This window comes from Maribacter sp. 2-571 (assembly GCF_050589625.1).
Classification (GTDB): Bacteria; Bacteroidota; Bacteroidia; order Flavobacteriales; family Flavobacteriaceae; genus Pelagihabitans.
The window spans coordinates 96,412-119,236 of record NZ_JBNGOP010000015.1 but is presented as its reverse complement, the minus strand read 5'-3'; the positions used below and the strand labels follow the sequence as shown (position 1 = coordinate 119,236).

The window sequence follows — 22,825 nt, the reverse complement described above, 5'->3', positions numbered from 1 at the left end:
TAAAATATTACATCTTGTAGGTAGAGGCATGTGTTAGTGTGTTTTTAAATACGTTGCTGGCAAAAATGGCGGATACTTTGTTTCGGGGTGGCATATGTGCTACCAAATGTCGGTCGGGGGAGAGTTTTAGCACATTAAAAATTAAGTTAAAAAGGGCTAAAACCTTGTTCGGGAATCGGCAGCGGAAGTTTTGGGAAATATGGCATATTTTTTTTCGACCAGAACACTGGTAGATAAAATTAATATGCAACTTGAACAGGGTTTTATATTCTTGAGAATAGGCAAGGGAATTCAATGGTGAACAAATGTGATATGGAAATTTCCCTTGAAAAGCTATGTTGGCGAACAAAGCCCATATATATTGAAAATCAGGGATATTTGCCAAATATCATTATCTTAAAGTAGTCCGAAATAAAATAATACCGAAGCATGGCCACTGTTTTCTTCATCTGGGGATTTGTTCAAAGTTTGGTGGTCGGGATACTCATACCGATAATCAAGAACTCTGGATATAATCGGTTGTTGTCCCTTATTTTTTTAAGTACTTCTCTGAATATCGCATTGCAGTATTTGCTTCGCTATAGGCACTGGAGAAATGACTATCCCAGGGTATTGGTGATTCCTGATTTTTTAGACTTTTTGCTCCCGGCCCTACTATTTTTATACATACAATCGATGATTGATCGAAAACTGGTGAGCGGCGACATTAAATTTTTATATGTTCCTTTTTTCTTTGGAATCCTACTTTTCGTCAGCACGCTCGTCATTCCCGATTTCACCGTGAGAAAATACATAGGTTCATATTACCATGAGAGTATTCTATTGGCCATTTTTTTATGGAAACTCTTTCTGACCATAAAAGGTCGGCACCTTGTTTACCGACAACAGGAATCGGGCAGACAAAAAGCGGCCGGTTGGTGGCCGAAAGTATTGGTTTTGTTCTTGGGTTTTTTGACCCTTATCGCGTTTATCAATTTAGGCCACGTTTTTATAGTCCTCGATAATTTTAAAAGAGATGAATGGGTAAAACTGGTACAGCGTTTGGTGGAGCTGAATTTCATTGGTTTTACATGTTCCATTATTCTGATTACCATCTTCTTTCTTTTAAAGTTCCCAAAAATACTTTCTAATTTTCCTCACGAGAAAGGCAAAAAAAAGTTGAATCTGTTCGACGCTGATAAACATCTTAAAAAGTTGGAAGAACTTGTAGATCAGAAGAAAATCTTTTTAGACCCAAGACTTAGCGAACAGAAGCTCGCCGATAAAATGGAGGTCCCGTATTATGTGTTGTCGGTTCTTCTAAACGACTACGTAGAAAAATCCTTCAGTAATTACATCAACGGAAAAAGGGTAGAAGAGGCCAAGAGGTTATTGGAAAGTGAAAAATATGAAAAGTATACCATCCTTACCATAGCAAAAGACAGCGGATTTCGTACCGAGTCCGTATTCTACGTCAATTTTAAAAAGCATGCAGGGATGACACCCAAACAATACAAGAAAAGATTAGCGCTTATATGAGATTTGGGCTATTGCCGGTAAAACGAACACCGAGCATTTGCATCCTATGGCTTCACTACACATTGCTTGGGTGAAGACCGCTTACTTCTAAAATGTATAGGTGCAGCAGATTACCCGCTACAGCCTACAAGTACAATACAATTTGATTCATACACGCGTACTCCTAATCGAGAACGATCTTCATTATCGAACGGCGATGGAGTACATTTAGCCCCTTTCTTTAGGGTGTTACCCCGGTAATGGGAAGTACGGACCATCCTTACGCTAAAACTATTTTAAAACCCCGTTTCAAAAAAAGGAGCGTTTTTTCCAAAAACAACAAACCTTACCATTGGCCGGTAACATCAGTTAACGGCACTAAATTTTAAGTGAGGTGCCTTTATAACAATTTGGAGAAATCATTTCTTTATAGTTTTAACGTAAGAAATTTCTTTATAGCTAGCACGTTAACGACCAGGTAAATCGTGAATGGACGTATAACCATTCGATTGACCTGAACTTCTAATGAATCAATAATTTAATTTAAAACATTTTTAATATGAAAACTATAAACCGACTGTTTTATATGGTCATTACTATAATTGTAGTATCCTCATGTTCAAAAGAGACCGCGATAGGGAATGGTGAATCCGTTATCGATGATTCTTTTGGAGCCCTCGGGCTGGAAACTTCGGAAAATGAATCGTTAAGACCGGATGTGAACGCTAAATTTACCGCAAACAAGGAAAAGGTTTTAGCGGTCATGAACGGAAAGCTCGCCCCGACCGATTTCGAAATTTTGGGAAAGATTCCTTCCACCGAAGTGAGGGAGAAGATCAAGCTTATGGCAGCGGACAGCAAGAATGCCGTTGCTATTGGAGATTATGCGTCCGAAGGCACGGTTGAGGTGAAAGCGTTGAAGGATTTTGATGCTATGGTTCAAGAAAAACACAAAACTCAGATTTTGCATGAGGAAAGCCGCCTTAGCAATATAAAAGTTGGGGATCTTGTGGTAAAGGTAAATTGGACATATGATGGAAACCACTTTGAATCATTGGCCATTGGCAACTTTAAAGAAGATCGGGTTTGGGAAAGTATTTTAGCGGGCCTCTATACGGTTTCGATCCAGGAAGATTGTCAAGAATGCGGCAATGACGAGGTAGCCAGACATCCGATTACAGGGGAATTGCTCGATATGAGCAATGCGAAATGGAAGTACGTAGACGGTGCAATTTCCGCTGATCGCTTGGCAACCGGCCGAACGTACTGTCATAGGATCATTTATTGGGATGTTCCCAACTTTTGGGGCGGTGGGTCAACAAGGCTTGGTTGGGCATACGCCCAGTTAACGGTCGATCACGATCAACGTACGGCGAACGTAGTGGCCGCTTATGCGTCTTCTGAATCCTATATGCGATACGGGGACAATGAGGCCTCCGCTGAAATAGTTGGCCTTTATTCCACTAGGGTAGATATGCGATACGGACTTGGGTTATCCGCAACAGCAGGTACTTTAACGGTAGGTCCTACGGGGTTCGTGGTGAATACACCTGTGGGGGGCGCTAGGAGAATAGTCAATTCAGGACTTACCCGATATGCCACCAGATCCAATATCAGCTGTAGAAACTGGTAAGGCATGTTTAAGGACTTAGTTTATCGCCTTCCTAAGAAATTGCAATTAGCGCTCAAAAATTTTATCAAGAGGCCGGAAGATATCTTCCGGCCTTTTTGTTTTTCCATTTTTTATTGGTAATGGGGTATCTATGCAAACCGTGTTCATACCATGGCCATGTCCATACCTAAAAATGATAGGGAACCGTCCCTAATCCCATATTTATTATAAAAGATGCCTTATGAAGGAGTATCGGCGACCATCAAGTTGAACGGCAGGGATTTTAAAACGACGGCCGGAACGAAGGGGAATGGAGAAATGTCGGACTCCGTTTTTTCACTTATGTCATCGGCCATGGCGATACGTATAAAACTTCTTGGAATATGATACATGCTGCGGTTGGTCGATACCCCAAGGGTCCGATGCGGAGTTTACTCGGGCCGAACGGGAACCATCGCGTCCCCCTTTTTATGGCACACATAGCGGGTCGATTTTCTACCTCGGTCAAGGCCGAACGGTAGGCGACACGGAATACCTTAGCGTACAGCAGCGATATGGTATCCAAGGCCTATTTTATGGTAGGATTGAAACCAGAACCATAGGGTTGCTCGCTAAAGATCGACCATTGAAATTCCATAATCATCAGGATCTGTAAGGCTGCCTGTGCTAATTAGTACAATACCTCCACTTGCCGCATCTTTTGGGGCAACAAATTTTGAAGAGTGATTTTCCGATTGTGTTGAAACCGGTTTTTCGAAAAGGTATTGATTACGGATCCTAACGGAAATATGGAATTAAAGAAGGTCCTGCGAAACGAACGTTTCACAGGACCTTTTAGAATAGTTTTAATGTTGAAGAACTGAATAACGGGTTATTGAATTTTGATTCTCACCACCTGTTCAAAGGCTTGGGCATCATTGTACCAATAAGCATTATTGGTGCCGGGTGGCCGTACATAGGTGCCCAAAGAACGGCTTCGTAGCTGATATTCATCACCTTGAAGGTGTTCAAGAAAGAAAAATACTCTTGGATCCTGAATGCCATGACCACCATACATCAACCTTTCCGAATTCCCCGCTATTGCTCCAAAATAGCGCCCGTCACCTTTCGGGCTCCAATCAAATGTCACAAGGCCCTTGCTGTAGTCCTGAATCTTCATTCGCATTCTTTCTGCATTCCCCTCCGATGTTCCCTGTGTTGCGCCGGGACTTCCATTACCTCGAACGGCCCAGGAATTATCTGCATAACCGCCTATTTTTACGGTGTATGATGAATTTGGTGTCAGACTATATCTTGATATCAAATCTTGCACGGTGGGCACGGTGCGCGGTGTACTACCGCAACCTTCGGCGTTCGAAAGGATGGTTTCCAAATATTCGAAGGCATCATCATACCGATCGGCATAAAGACTTTGCCATATATCGTTACTTCTGTGTTCGTCCAGTTGGTTCTTTAGTTGTGCCCATTCCTCCACTCTGGCAAAGCATGTTCGTTGCCGGTTGAATTCCTTGCGCAATTCGGCCGTATTTCTCCCTTCCGGATACTCGTAGGGAACATATTCGGAATATATGGGTATCCTATTCTTCCTTTTCTGTAAAAAGCGACTGATCTTGACGCTTTCCCGGTTTGCTTGTGAAACCGTTTTAACAGGGGACAACCCTATTCCCAAATCGGTAGAGATATTATAGGTTACCTCCTCTAGGCTTACTTTTTCGTTGCTGTTTCTAAAGTTACCTGCAAGATCTAAATTGAAAAGGCGCCCGGTTTCTTGCGCCAACGAGCGCTGGTATCTTGAGCGGTTGGTACTGTTTATCGAATTGCTCCGATACGAATAGATATAGTAGGCGTCACCGCCCATGATTACCGATTTTACATAGGAGATTCCATGTTTTCTAAAAAAGGAATTAAAGTTATCGCCTTTGTCCAATAATTTTTTTGCGCCTGGGCTGTAATCGATTTCACTTTTAGGTATCCACAGTTTCTCCAGGGCATATTTTACCCGGAATACGATATGCACCGTCTTTTCGTTGATCTTTATTTTTTTTTCGATATCGGAAAGTACCTTTTTAACCTTAAAAAGGCCAAAAAAATTAGATTCCCGCGTAGCGATCTGCCGTATAAACTTATCCAGACTTTGCTGGGTAGCGATTTCGGTATATTCAATATCCCCGGCAATCGTATAATCACTGAAGTTGGTGGTTCCCCTGGTGACCCATGGTCCGAAAGCGGTGGGTTGCTCGGGATACTTTTTTGACGGATTAAAACCTTGGCCAACATAGTAGGTAACGTTGCCTTCGGTAAATTTGACCGCCTTCAGTGCTTCTTCCGTTTCCGGTGTTTCTACCAGGTCCTTTGTGCAGGACAAGAGACCGAGGAGAACCACCGATACAAACATCAGTTTTTTCATAGTGTTTTATTTTAAGGTTCTAGTTTGTTGTTTCCGTTCTAAAATTTGCAAGTAGGCGATCATATTTATCCTTTTCCGTAGGGCTTGGTTCCCTAGAGTCTTTACAGGTCCTTGCCCTTCGTATGGCCGGTTCTATTTCATCCGAAAGAAAACGGGTCGCCTGATCTTTGAGCGTTGTCCTGTTCGTATTTTTTTTGATGTAGGTGAACGAGGATCGCAACGAACGCCATGTGGTAAGGTGATCAAAACATTGGTTTTTTGCATTATATGCATTGCGTAGCTCGGCAATCACCTGTTGTTTGGTTCGTGGGGCGATACTTCCGATACGTTTTACGATTTCATGATAGGGTTTTAATGACATTTCCAAGGTGGCGGCCCTTTCTATTGGGCTGTTCCTGATAAATGAATTTACGCGGTTGAATTCCTCGAAAAACAGTTCCTCGTTCCCAATGACCTTGTTTTGGGGCCGATACCCCCCGAGGTCCGTATAGAAATTTTTTGTCAAAAGCTGATTTTCAATAGCGTTTTGTTCTTCGGTACTGAGCTCTTTTGCATCATTGGAGAGGCGAAGATATTTTCGTAGGCGATTGCGTACCTGATTTTCCAAGGGGGTCCTGTTCGGGCTTTCGAAATTCTTTTTGGAGTAGGTATTGAAAAAGTAAAGGTTTCCTCCCACCGTTTGGCTCTCAATATACATTGGGCCGTACAATTGCAGGAATTTTTTGGCATTCCCCTGTTCCAAAAGTTTCAAGGCGTCTCTGGTAAAGGAAATAACACCGTCCACATAATAGACCCTATTTTTGATATTGCCTTTGCCCATTAGGGTAAAATTTTCCTCACTTAGGAAGATATCGGTGCGCGCGTCCTCGGGGCTTAAACCCAAAGAGGTTTCCTTGAAGCCTTTCCTTGCGATCAAGGGCCGGGTTACAAGGGCGCTGAATTCCCGCGTTTGGTTAATGATCGTTACGCTTGCATTGACACTCCCAAAACCTTGGAAATTTGTGGTGCTCGCGTCAATATCCCCTACATTGAACGCAGGGGCCGGAAAAACGTTTTCCGTTGTAGGGTCATATCCTATACCGGCGAACAATGGCCTGCCCTTATATTTTATGGAGGTACTATTTGCGGTTCTGCTCTTAAGGGATACGGCCGATAACGGTCCAGTTGTGGTGTTTTGTAAGCTTGCCCCATCTTCTATGAGTTCTTCCTGTTGACAGGAGTTCCCGCAAGCAAGGATGAAAAGTAATACTAGCATCTTTTTCATAAGTCCGTATTTTAGTGTTAAATGTACTGTCGTGCTACAGCTATGAACCAAATAAGACAAAGCAATGACCTGTTGCCATTGCTTTGCCTTGTATGATTTAACATAATACTATAGCGGTCTTATTCGGTGATATTGGCAAAGCTGCGGGGTGGTGACTTGATATTGCGACAGTTTTGTTGACTATCAAGGCGCTCTACGGTTTGTCTAGCCTTGTTTAAGGCATTAACGGCCTTTGGAGATGGTCCCCCTCTGGTACCTTTGGCAAGGGCGACAACCGTTTCCAATCGTGCTTGCATCGTCTGCCACTGGTTTTTTATCGTCCGACATCTGTCCATGCTCTTGAACGCTCTTTCGAAAATTCGGTTATTGAATTCCCGAAGTCTTTTTGCTCTTTTGGAGCGTGTTGCCAAGGGGCCGTCCATGGTACTGGTCGTATTGGCAAGGTCTCTGTGGGCCGCGAATTTTTGGGAAAAAGGGATCAATAGCAATGGATTGGCTTTTACGGCTTCACGGACACGGTCGATCACGGCCACCACACCTCTTGGGCCCTGCCCTAGAAAGTTGTCGACAAAATCTTTCCCCGAAGTATAGATCGGAATTCCGGGTCCGATATAATTGGTTTCAAAATTGATGTCGCTTATGGCGCTGGCAAATTCCCTATTGGACGTTTCTATTGTTGCGTTTTGGAACTCGGCACCAAAAAATTGGGCCAGACCGATCCCAAAATCGAACTCTTTCTCCTTTCGGGATCCCTTACCATCCGATTTAAATTGGTAGGTAAACGTAAAAATCATTTCAAATGCGGCGATTTCCTCGGTAACGTAGGCAGGGCCGTACCTTTTCAGATAGTCCTCCGGGCCGAATTCGCGTAAAAAGGTCAACGATTCTTCACTATCCTGGGCGTTATCCTTTATAAAGTACTTTGTTATGGGAACAATGAGCCGTGCCGCCATTACCTCTTTTCTGCCCGATCTCTTTAGCGTCTTTACCAAGGCATCTTTTACCCTAAAATCGAATCTGGTTTCCCTTACGGAGGCAAAATCCGCTTCCACCCTCGGGATCAAATCGCCGAGCTCAGGCGTTTCGGGATCGCCTCCTGCCGGCGGCGGTGGATTTTCACCCTCCCCTCCTACCTCTACAGGTAAATCTGGGGCTGCATTCGGACTAAAAATATTTCTATTAAAAAGGTCGCGAAACTTTTTTTCCGGGTCACCGGTCAAAATTTCAGTGATATCCTCAAGGGTGCCCCTAAAGACATCCGGCGCTCCCTCTTCGGTTTCGGGGTTTGTAGGTGGCGTCTCTACCGGTGGAACCGCAGGACCTTCCGTAGGCGGTTCCACGCCTTGGGAGCCATCCCGTAAACTTAATTTGAACCCGCTTGTAGTCGATAACAGTTTGTCTATGGAATACTCCGAATCGATTTTGGTAATGATCAGCGATGCCTTACTGGCACCTGGTCCAAAATTAGCTGTTGTACCTTTTTGGCTTGGGTTTTTTAGGATACTCCTTTTTTCGGTGAACGTTAGGGGGTCAAAACCGTATCCCACATATTGGATGGAACCGCTCTCCCTTAAGTTAACGGCATTAAGATCATCGACCGCGGAGGGATTCTCATCATAATCTTCTTTCATACAGGCCGACAAAGCAATGACGGCCGCGAAAGCTAATAGTCTTCTTTTTTTCATTTTAATTCTTATTAGGATTTATAGTGTGTTTATATCGAAATGCTCAATTGTTTATAGGAGTATACGGTTACAGTACGAACTAAAATTTTTCTAGTTTAATATTGTTGTATGCATTGCGTTTGGGAGGTTTGGAATTGGAACTACACTTTTCCGCCGCGTCGAGGTTGCGTTGGATCGTCCGAAGGGCGGCGGTCGCCCGCGCCTTTATACCGTTGTCCGAAGTTTTCTTGGCCACAACGGTGATTCGTGCTTTTAGCTTTCCCCATTGCTCCGCATTATAGGCGCAATTTTGAGATTCCCGAAACTTGAGGTAAAAGGCCCTATTATACCCCTTGTTTTTTTTCACGTTCGGATCAGGATCAAAATAGGGCCGTAATTTCTTGCTGACATAGCCGATAGCATTGGGGTTTGCTATGGAATATTCGATCATTCTATCTTTCTCTTCCTCTAACTTAAAGGGATCGAAGAGATTTCGTCCGTTTCTATCATCGTAACCGTCAAAGTCGAGATCACCGCCTACGAAGCGTAGCGGATATCCGGACAAGTTTGTGGTGACCTGTTGTCGTTTGATCCTATTTTTGACCTGGCTAATGCTATTTTCTATTCTTTGTTTGCTGTAGCCGACCCCGATTATAGGTGCAATGGCGATTAGGAGTGCCTCTTGAAACTCGTTTTGTTCCTGTTCGGTCAGATCTTTGGTGTCGAAGCTGAACGTGAAAATGCTCTCCATGATACCGTATTCCGAACTTACCCATGAGGTTCCGTAACGGTCACAAAATTTGTTGACACCATTTTTATCTAGAAATTCGATTGCCTCGTCCGAGTATTCCAGGCGGTCTTCAAGTGTGGCGAACGAATTGACCGGGTTCGTTATCCGAATTACGATGCTTTCGGTATTTTCACTTAGTTTTGATTGCCTTACCGTAGCCTGTCTGCTCCGATAACTTATTCCAAAATCAATTCCACCGATAATGGGAAGACTTGCCAAGGGGATACCAACGCTTACCGCAAAACCGGCATCTTCCGCATAAAGGCTATCAATACTCTTTTTGGTCTTGATGATTTTAGCGGTTTGGGTCTGTCGTGCTTTGATATTGGCAGACCTCGTGGGTTTTTTGTAGTTGGCCCATGCAAAATCATAATCCAGATTGCCATCGTTCGCCCGAAACCCGTAGCCGTAATTGTATGTAATCGGCTTACCGCCAAATGGATATACCGTCACCGCCTTTGTGGCCTCAAGATTTTGAGAAGCCATGGGCCCGTCCAATTCAAAAATGTCGTTTTTTTCGCAGGATACCAATCCCATCACTATCAAGAAGTTACACAGCAGTCTTTTTTTCATCGTTTAGGAGTAAAACATTAACAGGAACGAAAATTACGCTTAGTACCACATTGTGGATTTAAATAAAGTGTTCCCTATTCAAATAAAATGCGGTTATTATCCGTTGGGGAAACTTTTTGGGGACGAATACGGCTCCCTTAGGTAATCGTTTGGCTTTGAGCGTTTGTTCCCATCTATTAAAGCATACACTCTTTTTTTGTCTGGTTTGAAGCGCGTAGGAACTTCTATGTAGATAGCTGCATAATGAAGCTTGGCATGGTTACCGTTATTTTCAAGAGGAATAAAAGTCAATGGCATGGCGCTCTCGTGCAAGCTCATTTCAAACCCCGTCTACAAAAACCACTTACTACCTTCCCAAAATTGGACCTCACCAAGGCAAAGGTATTTTTCACCACACAAATGCTGTATTTCACAACAAAACTTTTACAACTGTGCTGTATTAAGCTACTTTAGATTCAAGATATTTATTGAAATTAGTTCCCCACACTACTGAAATAGACTATCCTACAAAATACTATCGATATTTAAGATCTGTATGGATGTAGCGGTACATGTAAGGTGTTTAGGGAACTTCCAATACACCAGTCAACATGAAAAAGATACAGATGAAGAGTATGAGAAGTAGTTACCTAGTAACAAACCAAGGAAATAGCGATATCAACGAAATTGAAAAGATACATGCCAATCAAGCGAACATGATCTATGGCCTAATGGTACTGACTACATTTACCTTTTCCTTGCTTTTGGTACTCATTAGCTAGATTCCCTTTCTTTGCTTTTTTTACCGCTTTGAATACATTTCCTTAACCGGTCCGAAAACGTATAGCTTCACGTATGTTCCTTTATTCATAACGGATATCGGTTCGATGGCCTGTACAGCCAAAATGCATTTTGTATTTCCTTTTGTAAAACCTATAGTTAGCGCCCCCGTTTACGCTAATTTTAGAAGTCTTCACGCAAATCTTCTTATCTTATTCCTAAACCAGAAGCTTGCCCAGGTACCGAAACAGTCCTGCAAGGCAATGACGACATTCCCTTAAACACTTGTACTTTCCAGTTCGAACGTGTTCAAAATCATTGGCGAACACACCGTTTTCTGCCTTAGAATGGAAATCGGTGCTTTTTTTTGATATTCTTATCGGAAATTATCAATAAGGGAAAACCGGTTTCAATGAAAAGACTTTATCTTAGATCAATGCCATTTCTGATATTAAATTACCCATTAAAAATTGTTCTTTTCCGTGTATGCTTCAAAATAAAATCTAACCATAGCTACTGCTATGCTTTGGATTTTCTTTTTCGCCTACCCAAAAAATCCCTGGTTTTTATTTGCGTAATTTAACATCGGAAATGGTATAACAGTATAGCAGGGCTGTTGAAAGGCGAACTTCCAAAGGCCGATAACTCCTTAGTTGTATTCGCGTTATTGGAAGTTGCTTGTAAAAAACAGGAGTGCTTCCAAAATTTGCGTTGGATCTATAGTGTTAGCAAGACCTAGTTTATGAAAAACAAAACCTATCGAAGGTGTCAAAATTGTGGAACGGTCAACCTGAACAGGGACTACTGTGAAAATTGCGGGGAAATCGTCAATATCAACCTAAAGCGAAAACTAAAACGCGAAAAGGACGCCAAACAGAAAATTCAAAAGCAAAAAAGCGTTGAAAAAAATAAGGTGACCCTATTTTTTGAAAATGCAAGAGTACATGAAAACTCTGTGATTCGGTATGTGGCCAAATTTTTCTATTCCATCTGGACCATCGTTTTGGCTATCGGCTCTTTTATCGCCCTAGTATTCGGCTACATTGCGGCCTAACCATTTTTTTCGAAATAAATAGTGTTTGTTCGTATGCCATGAAAGCGATTAAAACCTTTTACTTCCCTATTTTTTTGGTCGGTGCGTTATGCACGTACACGGCCCAAAGGTTTGGATGGTATGTGCCGGAGTTGGTCAACAATTATCTGAACGACTTTTTGTGTATGCCCATCGTTTTAAAAATGTGTCAGTATAGTGTTCGGTTTGTTCGGTCCGATAAAACAATAGTAGTTCCGTTGACGCTGAAGATAACGCTTACCCTATTGTTTTCTTTTTATTTTGAATACCTGTTACCAATATTTGCTCCCCGATATACATCGGACGGTTTGGATGTCGTCGCATATTTTACGGGCCTGTTGGTTTTCATTACCCTTGAGGGGCAATGGAAAGTGACCAGGACGACCATGGTTTGAAGGTCAATGGGGCGCTTCCCGTCCAATGTGGCGCCAATGTATCGATGGTATCGTAGTTTAGGGACAACTTGTTCGGTAAACATATAGGTATGGCCAAGAATAGCCTTGGTGACCAAAAAAGAACTGTTTTGGCCGAAATGCTCCATGTGGCGTTTGCTTCGGTTTACATGCGATTACCTTCGCGTCCACCAACTGGGTATGGTATATCCGGTCAGTTCTGCAATTCCGCGGTAATGATCTGTTTTAGATCAGTATCCATTTCGTAGTACATGTTAAAAACACCGTCTACCCGGTCCTCATCCGTAATATCCGGATACCGCTCGTAAGAACTGCCTATGGTAGGCGGCCAGGCGACCGCTTCGGCATCAAAGGCTATTTTACCATCGACCATGCCCAAACTTTTGATTTTTAGTCCATTGGTTTTTCCATCGGTCTTTCGGGCAGTGACGTAAGAGGCTTTTTCTATTTTTCCGGTGTCGGGGTTTAGGCGTGCAACGATGGATACCTGTGGCCCTCCACCATTACCGTAGTCTCCTTGATAAACTCCACCGAAGGCGGCTTCCGAAGCTAATTCCCTCTCGGTAATGTACGCTTCGCTATAGCTGCCACCGACTACGCTGAACACTACCCATGGCATATCGTCGGCATCGATAAAAATATGGGTGGCCCTACCATCTACCTCCGATTTTTCGTGTTCCAAATACCATAAGGTTTCTCCGGCAGCCGTGCTTTTACGAACAAAAGGATCTTGGTTGATGGCACTTACCTGATTAAAACCTACTTGGTAACGATTGCCTTCCGTGTCCGTGGCTTCTTCCGTACTGTCAAGCGCTGACGGTACTGAAAGGGGCATCGGTTCGCTATCATTTTCTTCGCTACAGCCAAACAGAAAAATGCTGGCCATAAGCGCCAAACAGGCATAGTGGTTCTTCATAGGGTCTTTTCTAAAATAACGGAAGGGAGGCCTTGTTAGTATCGGCACCAAGAAATACTCGACGAGCGACGGCCGGCATTCGCGTAAAGATGTCTCAAAGAACATTACATACGGCAATTGACTGTGCAACCGTTTAAATTGGCCAATCATAAAACTGCTATCGGTCCTCTTTTTAGAGGATAAAAAGGGTATTTCAACGATTTTTTGGCATGCTTACGGGAGTTTTATAGCTAGGGTTGTTTTATCTCCACAACCCTAAATGATGCGCTATGAAAAAGTTTCCCCAAAAACAGAAACGCTCATCTGATTTGAATTTGGACGTTATTTTTACCGAGTATTCCTATGTTACCCGATGCATTTGGCTATTTGCCATTTTTCAACTGATCATGATGTTTTTGCTGTTCTAACAGAAACATCAACATACCTTATAATTAAAAGTTGATGGTACTGATTCCTTTGTTGCGTGTTGGAAACAAATAATAGAACGGGATTTCGTGTCATTGGCCACAACCGTTCGTGAAAAGGATGCATTTTAGGGCAAGCCTTTCCAATGAGTACTCGGAGCTACAAATCTTCAACAAGTCGGCGGTCGTACTTGGCGGCCGGCAGTTTTATGGATTCCAAAATAGCGGACTACCAAAAGATTACTACCACCCCTGAAATAATCTTAAAATGGTATTACCAATGTTCGGTTCCCCTTTCTCCCTTAAAGGGTCCGGTAAGGTCGGGAGTGATCCATCCGGCATAAAATTCGCTATCCTGTGCGGTCACCGCTTGCCCGTCTACGTAACATTCAAGCTGTTGTGGATAAAAGGCCAGATGATCTTGTAACGCCGCAAATTCCTGAAAGGGCTTCGGATACGACCATGCCACCGGTCGGTCGGGCATGGTTTTCAGTGCCCAATACAGTGCCGCACCCTTCCACTCGCACAGGGAGGTCTTTTGTGGCATAAGGATCAGCAATTCCATATGGATATCGCTTTTGGGAAGATAATATGTGGGCGGACTTGCAGTTTCCAGTACCGTTAATGTATTTCTTGTCGTGGCGATCAGCTTTCCCGCATGTTTTACCAATACGGGTTTATCCAGCTTTTCGATAATCGGTGGACGAGGAAAGTCCCAAACCGAACGTTGTCCCTTTTCGGGTTTTATAGCGAAAGGAGGTCTTTTTGTGCCGGTATTGTCCCAGCTTTCACGTGCTTTTTGCAACCATTTTGGGGGCGTTTTCTCTTTTTTCATAGGCGTTAAGTAATAATTTTTTTGATATCCAAAGTCGATTGAGACCACATCATTAAAGATAACGCTTCCCGGACCAAAATTACGTTATCGACCATTATAGCCAAGGTATTTTTTTGACCGACCGATACCCGTGAAGAAGTCTTAAAAAGCGGGCATCCACAAAAATCTTGTAGCGGCGGTTTGCTACTATTGAGCGAGAGGGTACATTAAAAAAGTGATGAAGTATACGAAACGTACCGTATTACAGTTTTAAAAGGTAAGGCCTATCAGTATACGATTCGCGTATTCGTGCTACATGAACCAACTCCGGTACCAAAAAAAAGTTGCTATTTTCCTGCTCTTGGGAATAGTGGAACTATCGGCTCAAGAGACGGAGGTAACGGTTGCCCGAGACGGTTTTGTGGCCATCGCGACGGACGCACGTATGGCCGGCCTGGGAGATGTAGGGGTCGCTACGACCTCGGATGCCTTCTCCCAATTTTCCAACGCTTCAAAATATATTTTTTCCGAACGAAAGTTTGAGGTCGGTATTACGCAAATACTGGGTGTTAATGCCGAATTCAACGAGTTTACCCAGAATAGTTTTGTCTTTTACAACAAACTCGAAGATCGGAGTGCCTATGCATTGAGTTTTCAAAACTACGCGTATACCATAAATGGATCCGTCGATCTAGGTACGGTACGGCCCACCCAAGAAGCTGCAATAGCCGGTTCATATGCGTTGCGGTTGAGCCAAGTGTTTTCCATGTCGGTCGGAGGGCGTTTTGTTTCCCTGAGGGGGAAGGCGCCATTGGTAGATGGTTTTAACCAAGCCTCCTCTTCCGGCATATACGGAATCGATGTTTCCGGATCCTACTACGGAAACGAAATCGCTTACAAGAAGTATAACGCCAGGTGGCGGGCGGGCTTTAGTTTATCCAACTTAAGGGGGAAGTCCGATACGGATAAGAAGGATATCGAAATTTATGCCCCATCTATGTTGCGGTTAGGTGTCGGTTTCGACTTTATTTTTGATCAGGACCGGGTACTCTCCATTAGCTCGGAGTATAAAACATTAGTCGATTCCTATGTGGAAAACAATAGCGGGAATTCATTGAATTACGGCTTACAAGGCAGCATCGCCGCGTTGGGTTTGGAGTATACCTTAAAAGAAAAAATTGCCTTGCGAATGGGCCATTCCAGGGGAATAAACCGTGAAACGGACTCCTTTACTTCTTTAGGGGCCGGTTTTCGAAGCAGGTTTGTTGCCGTTGATATGGCCCTTTTACTCGGGCTGTCCGAGGCGGAAAATCAGGTCAGGGATAATTTTCGTATTTCGCTAAGTCTGGATCTGGCCGAGGTTTTTTCGAATTGAAAAACCGATGATCCACTTTTAGCATGCCTCCTAAAAAATTCTGGCCAGAAGTTTGTGTCACCCCAGGGCACCTGATACTCTTCGGAACCTCATAGTTCTCAATTCCCCCTTTTTCCAAACTTTTTATAAGGCCCTATCCAGTAATGTTAGCCCTGTGCCCCCTTGTTTTTGGTCCTAAGAAATCTAGGCAGTGAAATTTGCTTCGTCCGTAAATAGTTGGCTTTCAACAAATTTGGCTTTTTTCTTGTAGTCCGTTACCATTTGTATACCACTTGTTTTAATGGCAATCGCAATGGTGTCGTTAACCTTTTCGTACCTAAATAGATGAACTATAATAATCTTTAGTCAATGTTATGAGAACGAAAAAAAAACGCTTTTTAAAGTATGTTCCCGGATTTATAAAGGGAAAAGTAATTAGAGAAAAAATAAATATTCCCGATGCACCACTTTTAGATTTCACATTTAAGATAGCTACTGAATTGGAAGAACTGGAGCAAGCGTTCCGATTGATTTACAGGGCCTATCGTTTAAAGGGGTTCATACATCCAAAAACCAGTGGGATGCATTTAATGCAACAACATGCACACCCCCTTTCCACTACGTTTGTTGGTAAGTTGAAGGATCGTGTCGTGATAACGATGAGTGTTTTTACCGACTCGGAAATGGGCCTTCCTATGGACTCGCTATATAAAAATGAGCTGGATAGGCTTCGCAATAAAGGAAGATTTATTGCAGAGGTAGGCAATTTTGCAAGTGAACCGGCGGTTCGAAAAGGAAACCAGTTGTTGCCGATGATGATGAATAACCTTATGTCTCGTTACGCCAAAAAACATCTACGGTTGGACGATTTGGTGATCACCGTTAATCCTGCTCATGAATTCATATACAAACACATTATTTTATTTCAGCGCATCGGAAAAGTGAGGTCGTACGATACCGTAAACGGGCATCTGGCCGTACCTATGCTTTTGGATTTGAATGAATATCAACGTACTTATTTCAAAAAGTACCATGGTAAGGCCCGCCATAAAGATTTGCATCGTTTCTTTTTTATAACGGACTTCAAAAACCTTCGATTACCAAAGGAAAATCAGATTCTTTCCGTTTTTGATAAAAATATTTATACTCATTTTTTTGTAAAAATGGCAGCGTCAAATGCTATTTTTAAAAGAGATGAACAACAGTTTGTTTTCAAGCTTTATGAAAAATATGATGAAATTTTAGAGCCAAAGGTTTTTGAAAATGTTCGTCCCATTCTTGTTCCTTCAAAGAAAACGGTATGGACATAAATTCACATGAAAACAAATTGCATGGCAAACCGATCGACACTCCTCTTTTTTTTGATAAAGTTTATGGGGAACTGATCGTACTTTTCGGTGAAGCCGGGGTGCGTTGTGATAGTGGTTCAATGGAACGTTACTCGTTCTCCCTAAGCGGTAAATACGTTTTGCCGTTGGCGATCGTTTATCCCCAAAAAACAGACCAACTACGACAATTATTGGTGTTGGCCAACAAAAATGGGCTACAACTCTACCCAATATCCAAGGGAAAAAACTTTGGGTATGGTGCCGCTCAAGGGACACATGAGGGACAAATAATCGTTGACCTATGCCTTATGAACCGAGTTTTGGAGCTGAATGAGGAATTGGGTTTTGTAAGCTTGGAACCAGGGGTATCGCAACAAGAATTGTACGATTATTTACAGCAAAAAGGTTCTGGCCTGCAGATAGACGTTACCGGCGCGGGCCGGCACCCAAGTGTGGTGGGAAACGTGCTTGAACGTGGCTTTGGCCATACCGATTATGGAAACCGGTTCGATAGTATTTTAGGTATGGAAGTATTGCTTCCCGACGGTAAATTGATGCGTACCGGTTTTGGCGATTATCCCGGGGTTTTAAAAACGACTTACAGGCATGGTATGGGACCTTCCGTTGATGGGTTATTTACACAATCCAATTTCGGTATTGTAACCAAGCTCAGTTTGGCCTTACAACCCAGGCCAGCATATTTTTCGATGTTTGTTTACTTTGCTTCCAAAGAAGAAGGCCTTGAACCGCTTGTTGAGGTAGTACGTACGTTAAAATCGTCCGGTGTATTAAACAGTTGCGTTCATATTGCGAATAAAGAACGGCTAGAACGACCGGGAGCGACCAATAAAACCGGAGCATGGAACGTAAGTATTTCACTGTCGGGGCCAAAAGCGATTGCAAAAGCCCGGAAAAAGACTATTCAGACTGCATTTAGAAAGCAAAAACTTCAAGGAAAGGGCATAGAAGTGACCGATAATAGGCTTAAACTTTTGGGCTTGATCAACAAATACGTTTGTACCCTATCGGCCTACCCATCTTTAAAAGAGGCGGTCAACCTAAAAAAAGGCCGACCGACCGAATCTTATGTTCAAGAACTGATGGGCGATTTGAACGTAAATTCAGGGAACATGCATCTTGGCAAGGGCCAGAACTGTTTTAAATGGATTTCGGCCGTATCCACAGCCGAGCCCAAAGCGGTAAGAAAACTGGTTTCGTTGACCAAAACAGCGTTGGAAGCGAAAGGGTATGGCTTTCGGGTAACGCTAACATTCATCAGTGCAAGGGCGTTAATAATGATTTCCGAAATCCAATACCCCAATACTACCGAAGCCATTCAAAAGGCGGAAAATGATTATAACAGTATTGTTAAACTATTGGCTGAAAATGGGTACTACGCATATCGCTCGGGTTCTGGCAACTATACTACGGTAGTGCCGAAAGTACTTCCGCTAAAGACAATGTTGAAAAGAGTAAAGGATGCCCTTGATCCGAACGGCATATTGGCACCCGGCAAGTATGGGGTATAAAAACAAAACAAATAACAGCGTAAAGACCGGTAGGGGTATATATGCAATTAATACTAACATCCCGATCATACAGAAGCGTAATGGGAATACGGCTACGTCAAAAATTGGAGCGCGCTCTTTCAAAACCACCGACTACGATGGCAGTATGCAATTTCTTGAACGTAGACAGTTTGTAGACGGCCGTTTTTGTGTTTTTATCCAATCCCTACGTTTCTTCATATAAGCCCATGTCATGCCAAGTACCCAACAGATAACGGTTTTGGTTTTATGGCCTTGTGATCCGGTTTGCCCGAAGCCTCGGCCAACCCCTGCGACTATGAATAATAATAAAGATTATAGCTAAGCCATAAAAAACAAACAAACTATGAAAAACAGCACATTAGAAACGGCATACCAGCGGTTTTTAGAGGACGGTTACGTAATTTTTGACAACGTACTTTCTGCGGAACACTTGAATCTCCTTAGAACCGACTATGATAAGGTCCTTCGAAAAAAAATGGAGCGTTTGGGTATTGTACCAATAGATGCGGACATGGAATCCCATAAAAGGATAGGGCGTGATTTTAGACCGGAGGGCGGAAATCATGATCAAAACAGATGGAACATGCATCTGCCGAGTACCGAAACATTCTTGAACGCGGATATTTTTGCAAATCCGATCGTTTTACCGGTGGTCAAAAAAATACTTGGGGAGGATTGTGTTGCCGTTATGCTAGCTTCGGACACCCCTTTTCCCGGTGCCAGCTTCCAAAGTTATCATCAAGATTTTGAGCGCTTGGCCCTGACGGTCAATATTGCGCTAAGGGATGTTACCGAAGCGGACAGCCCTTTAGAGGTAGTTCCCGGAACACATCGAAAACTGGCACGTAACAAAACATTGGAATCGTTTACCAAAGAAAATGTAAAATATTCAAAAAAGGAGATGGAATGGGCGATCAACAATATCGCCCCCAAACGGTTGACCTGTTCTGCCGGTTCCGTAATTGTTAGGGACCAACGCATGATCCATAGAGGTACCGCCCACACCGGAACGCACTATAGACCGTTATTGGCATTATGGTACAAAGCAGCTCCCAGTTCCTTTTCCCTTCCCAAGATCAGCATTCCGGTACCGAATCGAAAAACAGCCAATCGTGTCGCCAAAAAAGCGCTCGAATATAGGAATAAGGGTCGGGCAACAAAGAACAAGAAACTCATCAACATAGGAAGTCTTTTGGGCCGTATCGTGGACGAAACAAGCTGCACGGATCGCGATTACAGGCGTGTGGTACCGGAAGCTATTTGGGAAAACCTTACGCCTGCTGCCAAAAACCTGCTGCGCTATGCCGAAAGGGAAGATGAAACCGAAAATACGGCGCTAGTGAAACGGTTTAAAAAAGGCGACCGTATTTTAAATGCATTGGCGGGGATTGCCGGAATATGGAAAACATTTGTGTAACCGAAACCTTATGAACGACCATGCGGAACAGTAGCTCAAAAGAAGGATCGCTTATGTGCTCCCTTGCTAAAATAGTTGGTGCGGATTATGTAAAAGCGGATTATGACTTTACAACTGCACATTCGAAGAACACGCTTCCCCGGCAGCAGTTGGCAAAAGTTATCGTACGGCCGTTGAACAAAAAAGAAATAGCAAAAATTTTTGTGCTTGCAAAAAAGAACAATGCCAAGGTTTGGTGTTTTAGCGGGGGTAACAATTGGGGGTATGGGAGTAAGAACGCCCTTGAAAAAGATGCTATTGTACTGCTATTAGATCGTATGAACAAAATTATCGAGGTCAATACGGAGTTGGCATATGCGGTTATTGAGCCTGGAGTTACCCAACAACAATTAAACGACCATTTAACGAAACTTAAAACGAACTTGTGGATCGATTGTACCGATAGCACTCCAAAAGGAAGTCTTTTGGGAAATGCGGTTGAAAGGGGTATCGGATATACACCATACGGAGACCATTTTGGGAACGTATGCGGCATGGAAGTGGTTCTACCAAACGGGGAGATCCTTCATCAGGACGAGGCAAAAAAATCCAAAACCTTCCATACCCATAAATGGGCCCACGGACCGTTCCTTGATGGACTCTTTTCACAATCCAATATGGGGATCGTTACTAAAATAGGGATATGGCTTATGCCAAAGCCAAAGCATACACAATTGTTCATTCTCGATCTTAAAAATAAGAAGGTGTTGCCCAAGGTGATAGATGTGCTACGAACATTAAGCTTACAAAAGATCGTTCAGGGACACCCGCACATGGTGAACGATTTTCAAATGCTGACCGTGATTGCGACCAATGAAGACTTAAGTGCCTCGGCGCGGCAAGGAAACATTGAAGAATCGGTATTAAAAGAACTTTATAGGAAATACCGAATTGCACCATGGGCAATGGTGGGAAGTATCTATGCAGAAAGTCGGGAGGAAATGGGTTTTAGAAAAAAACAGCTAAAAAAAAGCTTCCGGGACTTTGGAAAGCTATCTTTTTTCGATGCCAAAAAGGTACGTACCATTGGGAAGTTCGTAACAAATTATGAGCGATCCGGCCCCGGGTCCTATAAGAGGCGTTTTTTAAGCTGGCTAAAACCTCTTTTTACGGACAAACCGATAGCTTCCATAGCCTTATTGCCCGAAATGTTCAATGTGGTAAGAGGGGTCCCCACATGGAAAATTATTAAATCGGCCTATTTCAAAAATAAATCTCCCGGCACCGTATTTAGGGATCCTGCAGCCGATAACTGCGGCATTATATGGCTGGCCCCCACTTTTCCCACTACCGGTGAACATGCCATGCAATTGCTAAGAATATTCCAAGATAGTTATGAAAAGTACCGTTTCAATTTTTGTGGATGCATCACAAAACTGAACGACAGGACCTCCTTTTTTTTGTCGGGTATTTTTTTTGATAAAAATAATAAAGAAGAAGCCGCCAGGGCCATGGCATTGCATAGCGCCCTTGTTAAAACAATTTATGATAATGGTTACCCGCCGTACAGAAGCGGTTTAATGAGCTGGGGCTTGGAAGAACATCGGCAAACGGTCCGTTTTGAACTACTCAAAATTTTGAAAAAGGCACTGGATCCTTCGGAGTGCTATGCACCGGACCGATATGGGATATCGTACGGCAAACGGTAGATGGAAAATCGATTTTTAGGATTGGCCGTCAATTAGGGTGCCATGGCTTTGGGGCAGGGATTCCACTATAGCTAAATAAAAGCAAGCCAGGACATACCAGCAATGCCCTTTTAAAAAATTAATTTCAGCCAAATAGCTAATACCGGTACAACTGTTAAATATTGAGCTTTGTGTTACAAGATGAAGAAAAAGGCAAGCAGGGCGAAATTAGGAAAAACCGCTTTTGTATCGGACCTAGTTTCAAGCCATTAAAAATAAACTATAGGAACACTTTAAAAAATAGCGCGGCGATTTTAAGTTTGACGGCATCCTTAATTTTTGCAACAGGGGCATGGACAGCTTCGGAAACAATTAAAAACAGCTTTTTCGTTGAGGGCGCCTATTTTAAAACCGAAGTTGTTCCATTGTTTTCCAACGGCCATGGGATGGCCTTTATTTTTTGTTTCCGAAAGACACAAAGGATTATATGGGACATTGTTGAACGAAAACGGCTTAAAAAACGAAATTATAGTAAGGTATTTGAAGCAAGACGTATAGTATTTCAAGCCTCAAATTTATGGTATGCCTTGAAAGTGCCAGTTAGCTTCGATCAAAAAAAACCTGTAAGATTGGCTTCAAAACAGGTACAAAGTAAATGGAACCAAGAGCAGTGGCCCATTTTCTTTGTTGTTGGTATTTTGGTAGTGACTTCTTTACTTTTTTACACATATAAATTGCGTCTTAGGAGTCGCGAGCGTGAGCAGAACCTATTGCTGGAAATTAGTAAGATGAAAGAAGAAAAATCCCGCTTACATCGGGAAATTGCAATCAGTACCGCGAACTTGGCGACCAACTCGGGCCTCCTTAATCATATTAAGGATACTTTGCAAAGGGTAAACCAACGTCAAAAAACACCAGAAGAGACCATTCGGTTGCTTAAAAACACGGAAAAAGTAATCCTTGATAGCTTATATTCAAACAAGGTGTGGGACGATTTTTTTGTTCAGTTCGAAGCGGTGAACCCCTTTTTCACCAAAAAATTGGTTCAGGAGTTTGGACTGTCGCCCGGGGAACTCAAAATCTGTTGTTTTCTTCGAATGAACGTTAGTTATAAAGAAATAGCGGTACTGCTCAACGTTAGTCACAGCAGTATTAAACAAAGTGCTTACCGCATTAAAAAGAAACTACGCCTGCCAAAAGAGCAAAGCGTATTTTCGTTTTTACATGCGCTTTAATGTAGCGCGTTTTCCCCCGTGGCTACGGCTATTTACCTTCTGCACCTCCTTTGAACGATGATTTTATACGTTTTTTGAGGACCACGTTA

At 42.9% G+C, this 22,825-nt stretch carries 20 protein-coding genes; 14 read left to right on the top strand and 6 right to left on the bottom strand.

The window, feature by feature from the left end:
- Window positions 1-429: 429 nt before the first annotated feature.
- From ACRD7P_RS12400 to ACRD7P_RS12385, 4 genes are all read left to right on the top strand, one after another.
- Entirely contained in the window at window positions 430-1,518 is a 1,089-nt protein-coding gene (locus ACRD7P_RS12400) for a helix-turn-helix domain-containing protein (protein WP_430907940.1), read from the top strand.
- A 538-nt stretch (window positions 1,519-2,056) separates the two neighbouring features.
- Window positions 2,057-3,130 (top strand): hypothetical protein, encoded by a 1,074-nt coding sequence (locus tag ACRD7P_RS12395; protein WP_430907939.1) that lies wholly within the window; start codon window positions 2,057-2,059, stop codon window positions 3,128-3,130.
- A 213-nt stretch (window positions 3,131-3,343) separates the two neighbouring features.
- Window positions 3,344-3,496, top strand: a complete 153-nt coding sequence (locus ACRD7P_RS12390; protein ID WP_430907938.1) for a hypothetical protein — start codon at window positions 3,344-3,346, stop codon at window positions 3,494-3,496.
- Window positions 3,486-3,764 carry a hypothetical protein gene (locus tag ACRD7P_RS12385; protein ID WP_430907937.1) on the top strand — a complete coding sequence of 93 codons (279 nt, stop codon included), beginning with the start codon at window positions 3,486-3,488 and terminating at the stop codon, window positions 3,762-3,764. The genes ACRD7P_RS12390 and ACRD7P_RS12385 overlap by 11 nt, the downstream gene beginning before the upstream one ends.
- A gap of 216 nt (window positions 3,765-3,980) precedes the next feature.
- Here the strand turns inward: ACRD7P_RS12385 and ACRD7P_RS12380 are convergent, their stop codons facing one another.
- The 4 genes from ACRD7P_RS12380 to ACRD7P_RS12365 all read right to left on the bottom strand — a co-directional run bounded on the left by ACRD7P_RS12380 (window position 3,981) and on the right by ACRD7P_RS12365 (window position 9,807).
- The gene (locus tag ACRD7P_RS12380; RefSeq protein WP_430907936.1) at window positions 3,981-5,516 is read right to left on the bottom strand and encodes a hypothetical protein; all 1,536 of its coding nucleotides are present in this window, start codon (window positions 5,514-5,516) and stop codon (window positions 3,981-3,983) included.
- Window positions 5,517-5,535: 19 nt separating this feature from the next.
- Window positions 5,536-6,780 (bottom strand): hypothetical protein, encoded by a 1,245-nt coding sequence (locus ACRD7P_RS12375; RefSeq protein WP_430907935.1) that lies wholly within the window; start codon window positions 6,778-6,780, stop codon window positions 5,536-5,538.
- A gap of 119 nt (window positions 6,781-6,899) precedes the next feature.
- A complete protein-coding gene (locus ACRD7P_RS12370) occupies window positions 6,900-8,465 on the bottom strand; it encodes a hypothetical protein (protein ID WP_430907934.1) in 1,566 nt (521 codons plus the stop codon).
- Between the two features lie 79 nt (window positions 8,466-8,544).
- Complete coding sequence (locus tag ACRD7P_RS12365; RefSeq protein WP_430907933.1) at window positions 8,545-9,807, bottom strand: hypothetical protein; 1,263 nt, start codon at window positions 9,805-9,807, stop codon at window positions 8,545-8,547.
- 590 nt (window positions 9,808-10,397) lie between these two features.
- Here ACRD7P_RS12365 and ACRD7P_RS12360 point away from each other — a divergent pair.
- The 3 genes from ACRD7P_RS12360 (at window position 10,398) to ACRD7P_RS12350 (ending at window position 12,033) form a co-directional block, all read left to right on the top strand.
- Complete coding sequence (locus ACRD7P_RS12360) at window positions 10,398-10,568, top strand: hypothetical protein (protein ID WP_430907932.1); 171 nt, start codon at window positions 10,398-10,400, stop codon at window positions 10,566-10,568.
- Between the two features lie 740 nt (window positions 10,569-11,308).
- Window positions 11,309-11,620, top strand: coding sequence for a hypothetical protein (locus ACRD7P_RS12355; RefSeq protein WP_430907931.1), 312 nt, complete (start codon window positions 11,309-11,311; stop codon window positions 11,618-11,620).
- Window positions 11,621-11,658: 38 nt separating this feature from the next.
- Window positions 11,659-12,033 carry a hypothetical protein gene (locus tag ACRD7P_RS12350; RefSeq protein WP_430907930.1) on the top strand — a complete coding sequence of 125 codons (375 nt, stop codon included), beginning with the start codon at window positions 11,659-11,661 and terminating at the stop codon, window positions 12,031-12,033.
- Between the two features lie 211 nt (window positions 12,034-12,244).
- On the opposite strand, the gene ACRD7P_RS12345 is transcribed toward ACRD7P_RS12350, so the two are convergent.
- Window positions 12,245-12,967 carry a hypothetical protein gene (locus ACRD7P_RS12345; protein ID WP_430907929.1) on the bottom strand — a complete coding sequence of 241 codons (723 nt, stop codon included), beginning with the start codon at window positions 12,965-12,967 and terminating at the stop codon, window positions 12,245-12,247.
- Between the two features lie 269 nt (window positions 12,968-13,236).
- On the opposite strand from ACRD7P_RS12345, the gene ACRD7P_RS12340 reads away from it, so the two are divergent.
- Window positions 13,237-13,374 carry a hypothetical protein gene (locus ACRD7P_RS12340; protein ID WP_430907928.1) on the top strand — a complete coding sequence of 46 codons (138 nt, stop codon included), beginning with the start codon at window positions 13,237-13,239 and terminating at the stop codon, window positions 13,372-13,374.
- A 271-nt stretch (window positions 13,375-13,645) separates the two neighbouring features.
- Here the strand turns inward: ACRD7P_RS12340 and ACRD7P_RS12335 are convergent, their stop codons facing one another.
- Entirely contained in the window at window positions 13,646-14,206 is a 561-nt protein-coding gene (locus tag ACRD7P_RS12335; protein ID WP_430907927.1) for a DUF427 domain-containing protein, read from the bottom strand.
- Window positions 14,207-14,501: 295 nt separating this feature from the next.
- Here ACRD7P_RS12335 and ACRD7P_RS12330 point away from each other — a divergent pair, with 295 nt between their 5' ends.
- The 6 genes from ACRD7P_RS12330 to ACRD7P_RS12305 all read left to right on the top strand — a co-directional run bounded on the left by ACRD7P_RS12330 (window position 14,502) and on the right by ACRD7P_RS12305 (window position 22,736).
- Complete coding sequence (locus ACRD7P_RS12330; RefSeq protein WP_430907926.1) at window positions 14,502-15,560, top strand: PorV/PorQ family protein; 1,059 nt, start codon at window positions 14,502-14,504, stop codon at window positions 15,558-15,560.
- Between the two features lie 353 nt (window positions 15,561-15,913).
- Window positions 15,914-16,849 (top strand): N-acyl amino acid synthase FeeM domain-containing protein, encoded by a 936-nt coding sequence (locus tag ACRD7P_RS12325; RefSeq protein WP_430907925.1) that lies wholly within the window; start codon window positions 15,914-15,916, stop codon window positions 16,847-16,849.
- Entirely contained in the window at window positions 16,840-18,396 is a 1,557-nt protein-coding gene (locus ACRD7P_RS12320) for an FAD-binding oxidoreductase (RefSeq protein ID WP_430907924.1), read from the top strand. Before ACRD7P_RS12325 ends, ACRD7P_RS12320 begins: the two co-directional genes overlap by 10 nt.
- Window positions 18,397-18,760: 364 nt before the next feature.
- Complete coding sequence (locus ACRD7P_RS12315) at window positions 18,761-19,834, top strand: phytanoyl-CoA dioxygenase family protein (protein ID WP_430907923.1); 1,074 nt, start codon at window positions 18,761-18,763, stop codon at window positions 19,832-19,834.
- Between the two features lie 20 nt (window positions 19,835-19,854).
- A complete protein-coding gene (locus ACRD7P_RS12310) occupies window positions 19,855-21,522 on the top strand; it encodes an FAD-binding oxidoreductase (protein ID WP_430907922.1) in 1,668 nt (555 codons plus the stop codon).
- A gap of 767 nt (window positions 21,523-22,289) precedes the next feature.
- The gene (locus ACRD7P_RS12305; protein ID WP_430907921.1) at window positions 22,290-22,736 is read left to right on the top strand and encodes a helix-turn-helix transcriptional regulator; all 447 of its coding nucleotides are present in this window, start codon (window positions 22,290-22,292) and stop codon (window positions 22,734-22,736) included.
- Window positions 22,737-22,825: the final 89 nt, after the last annotated feature.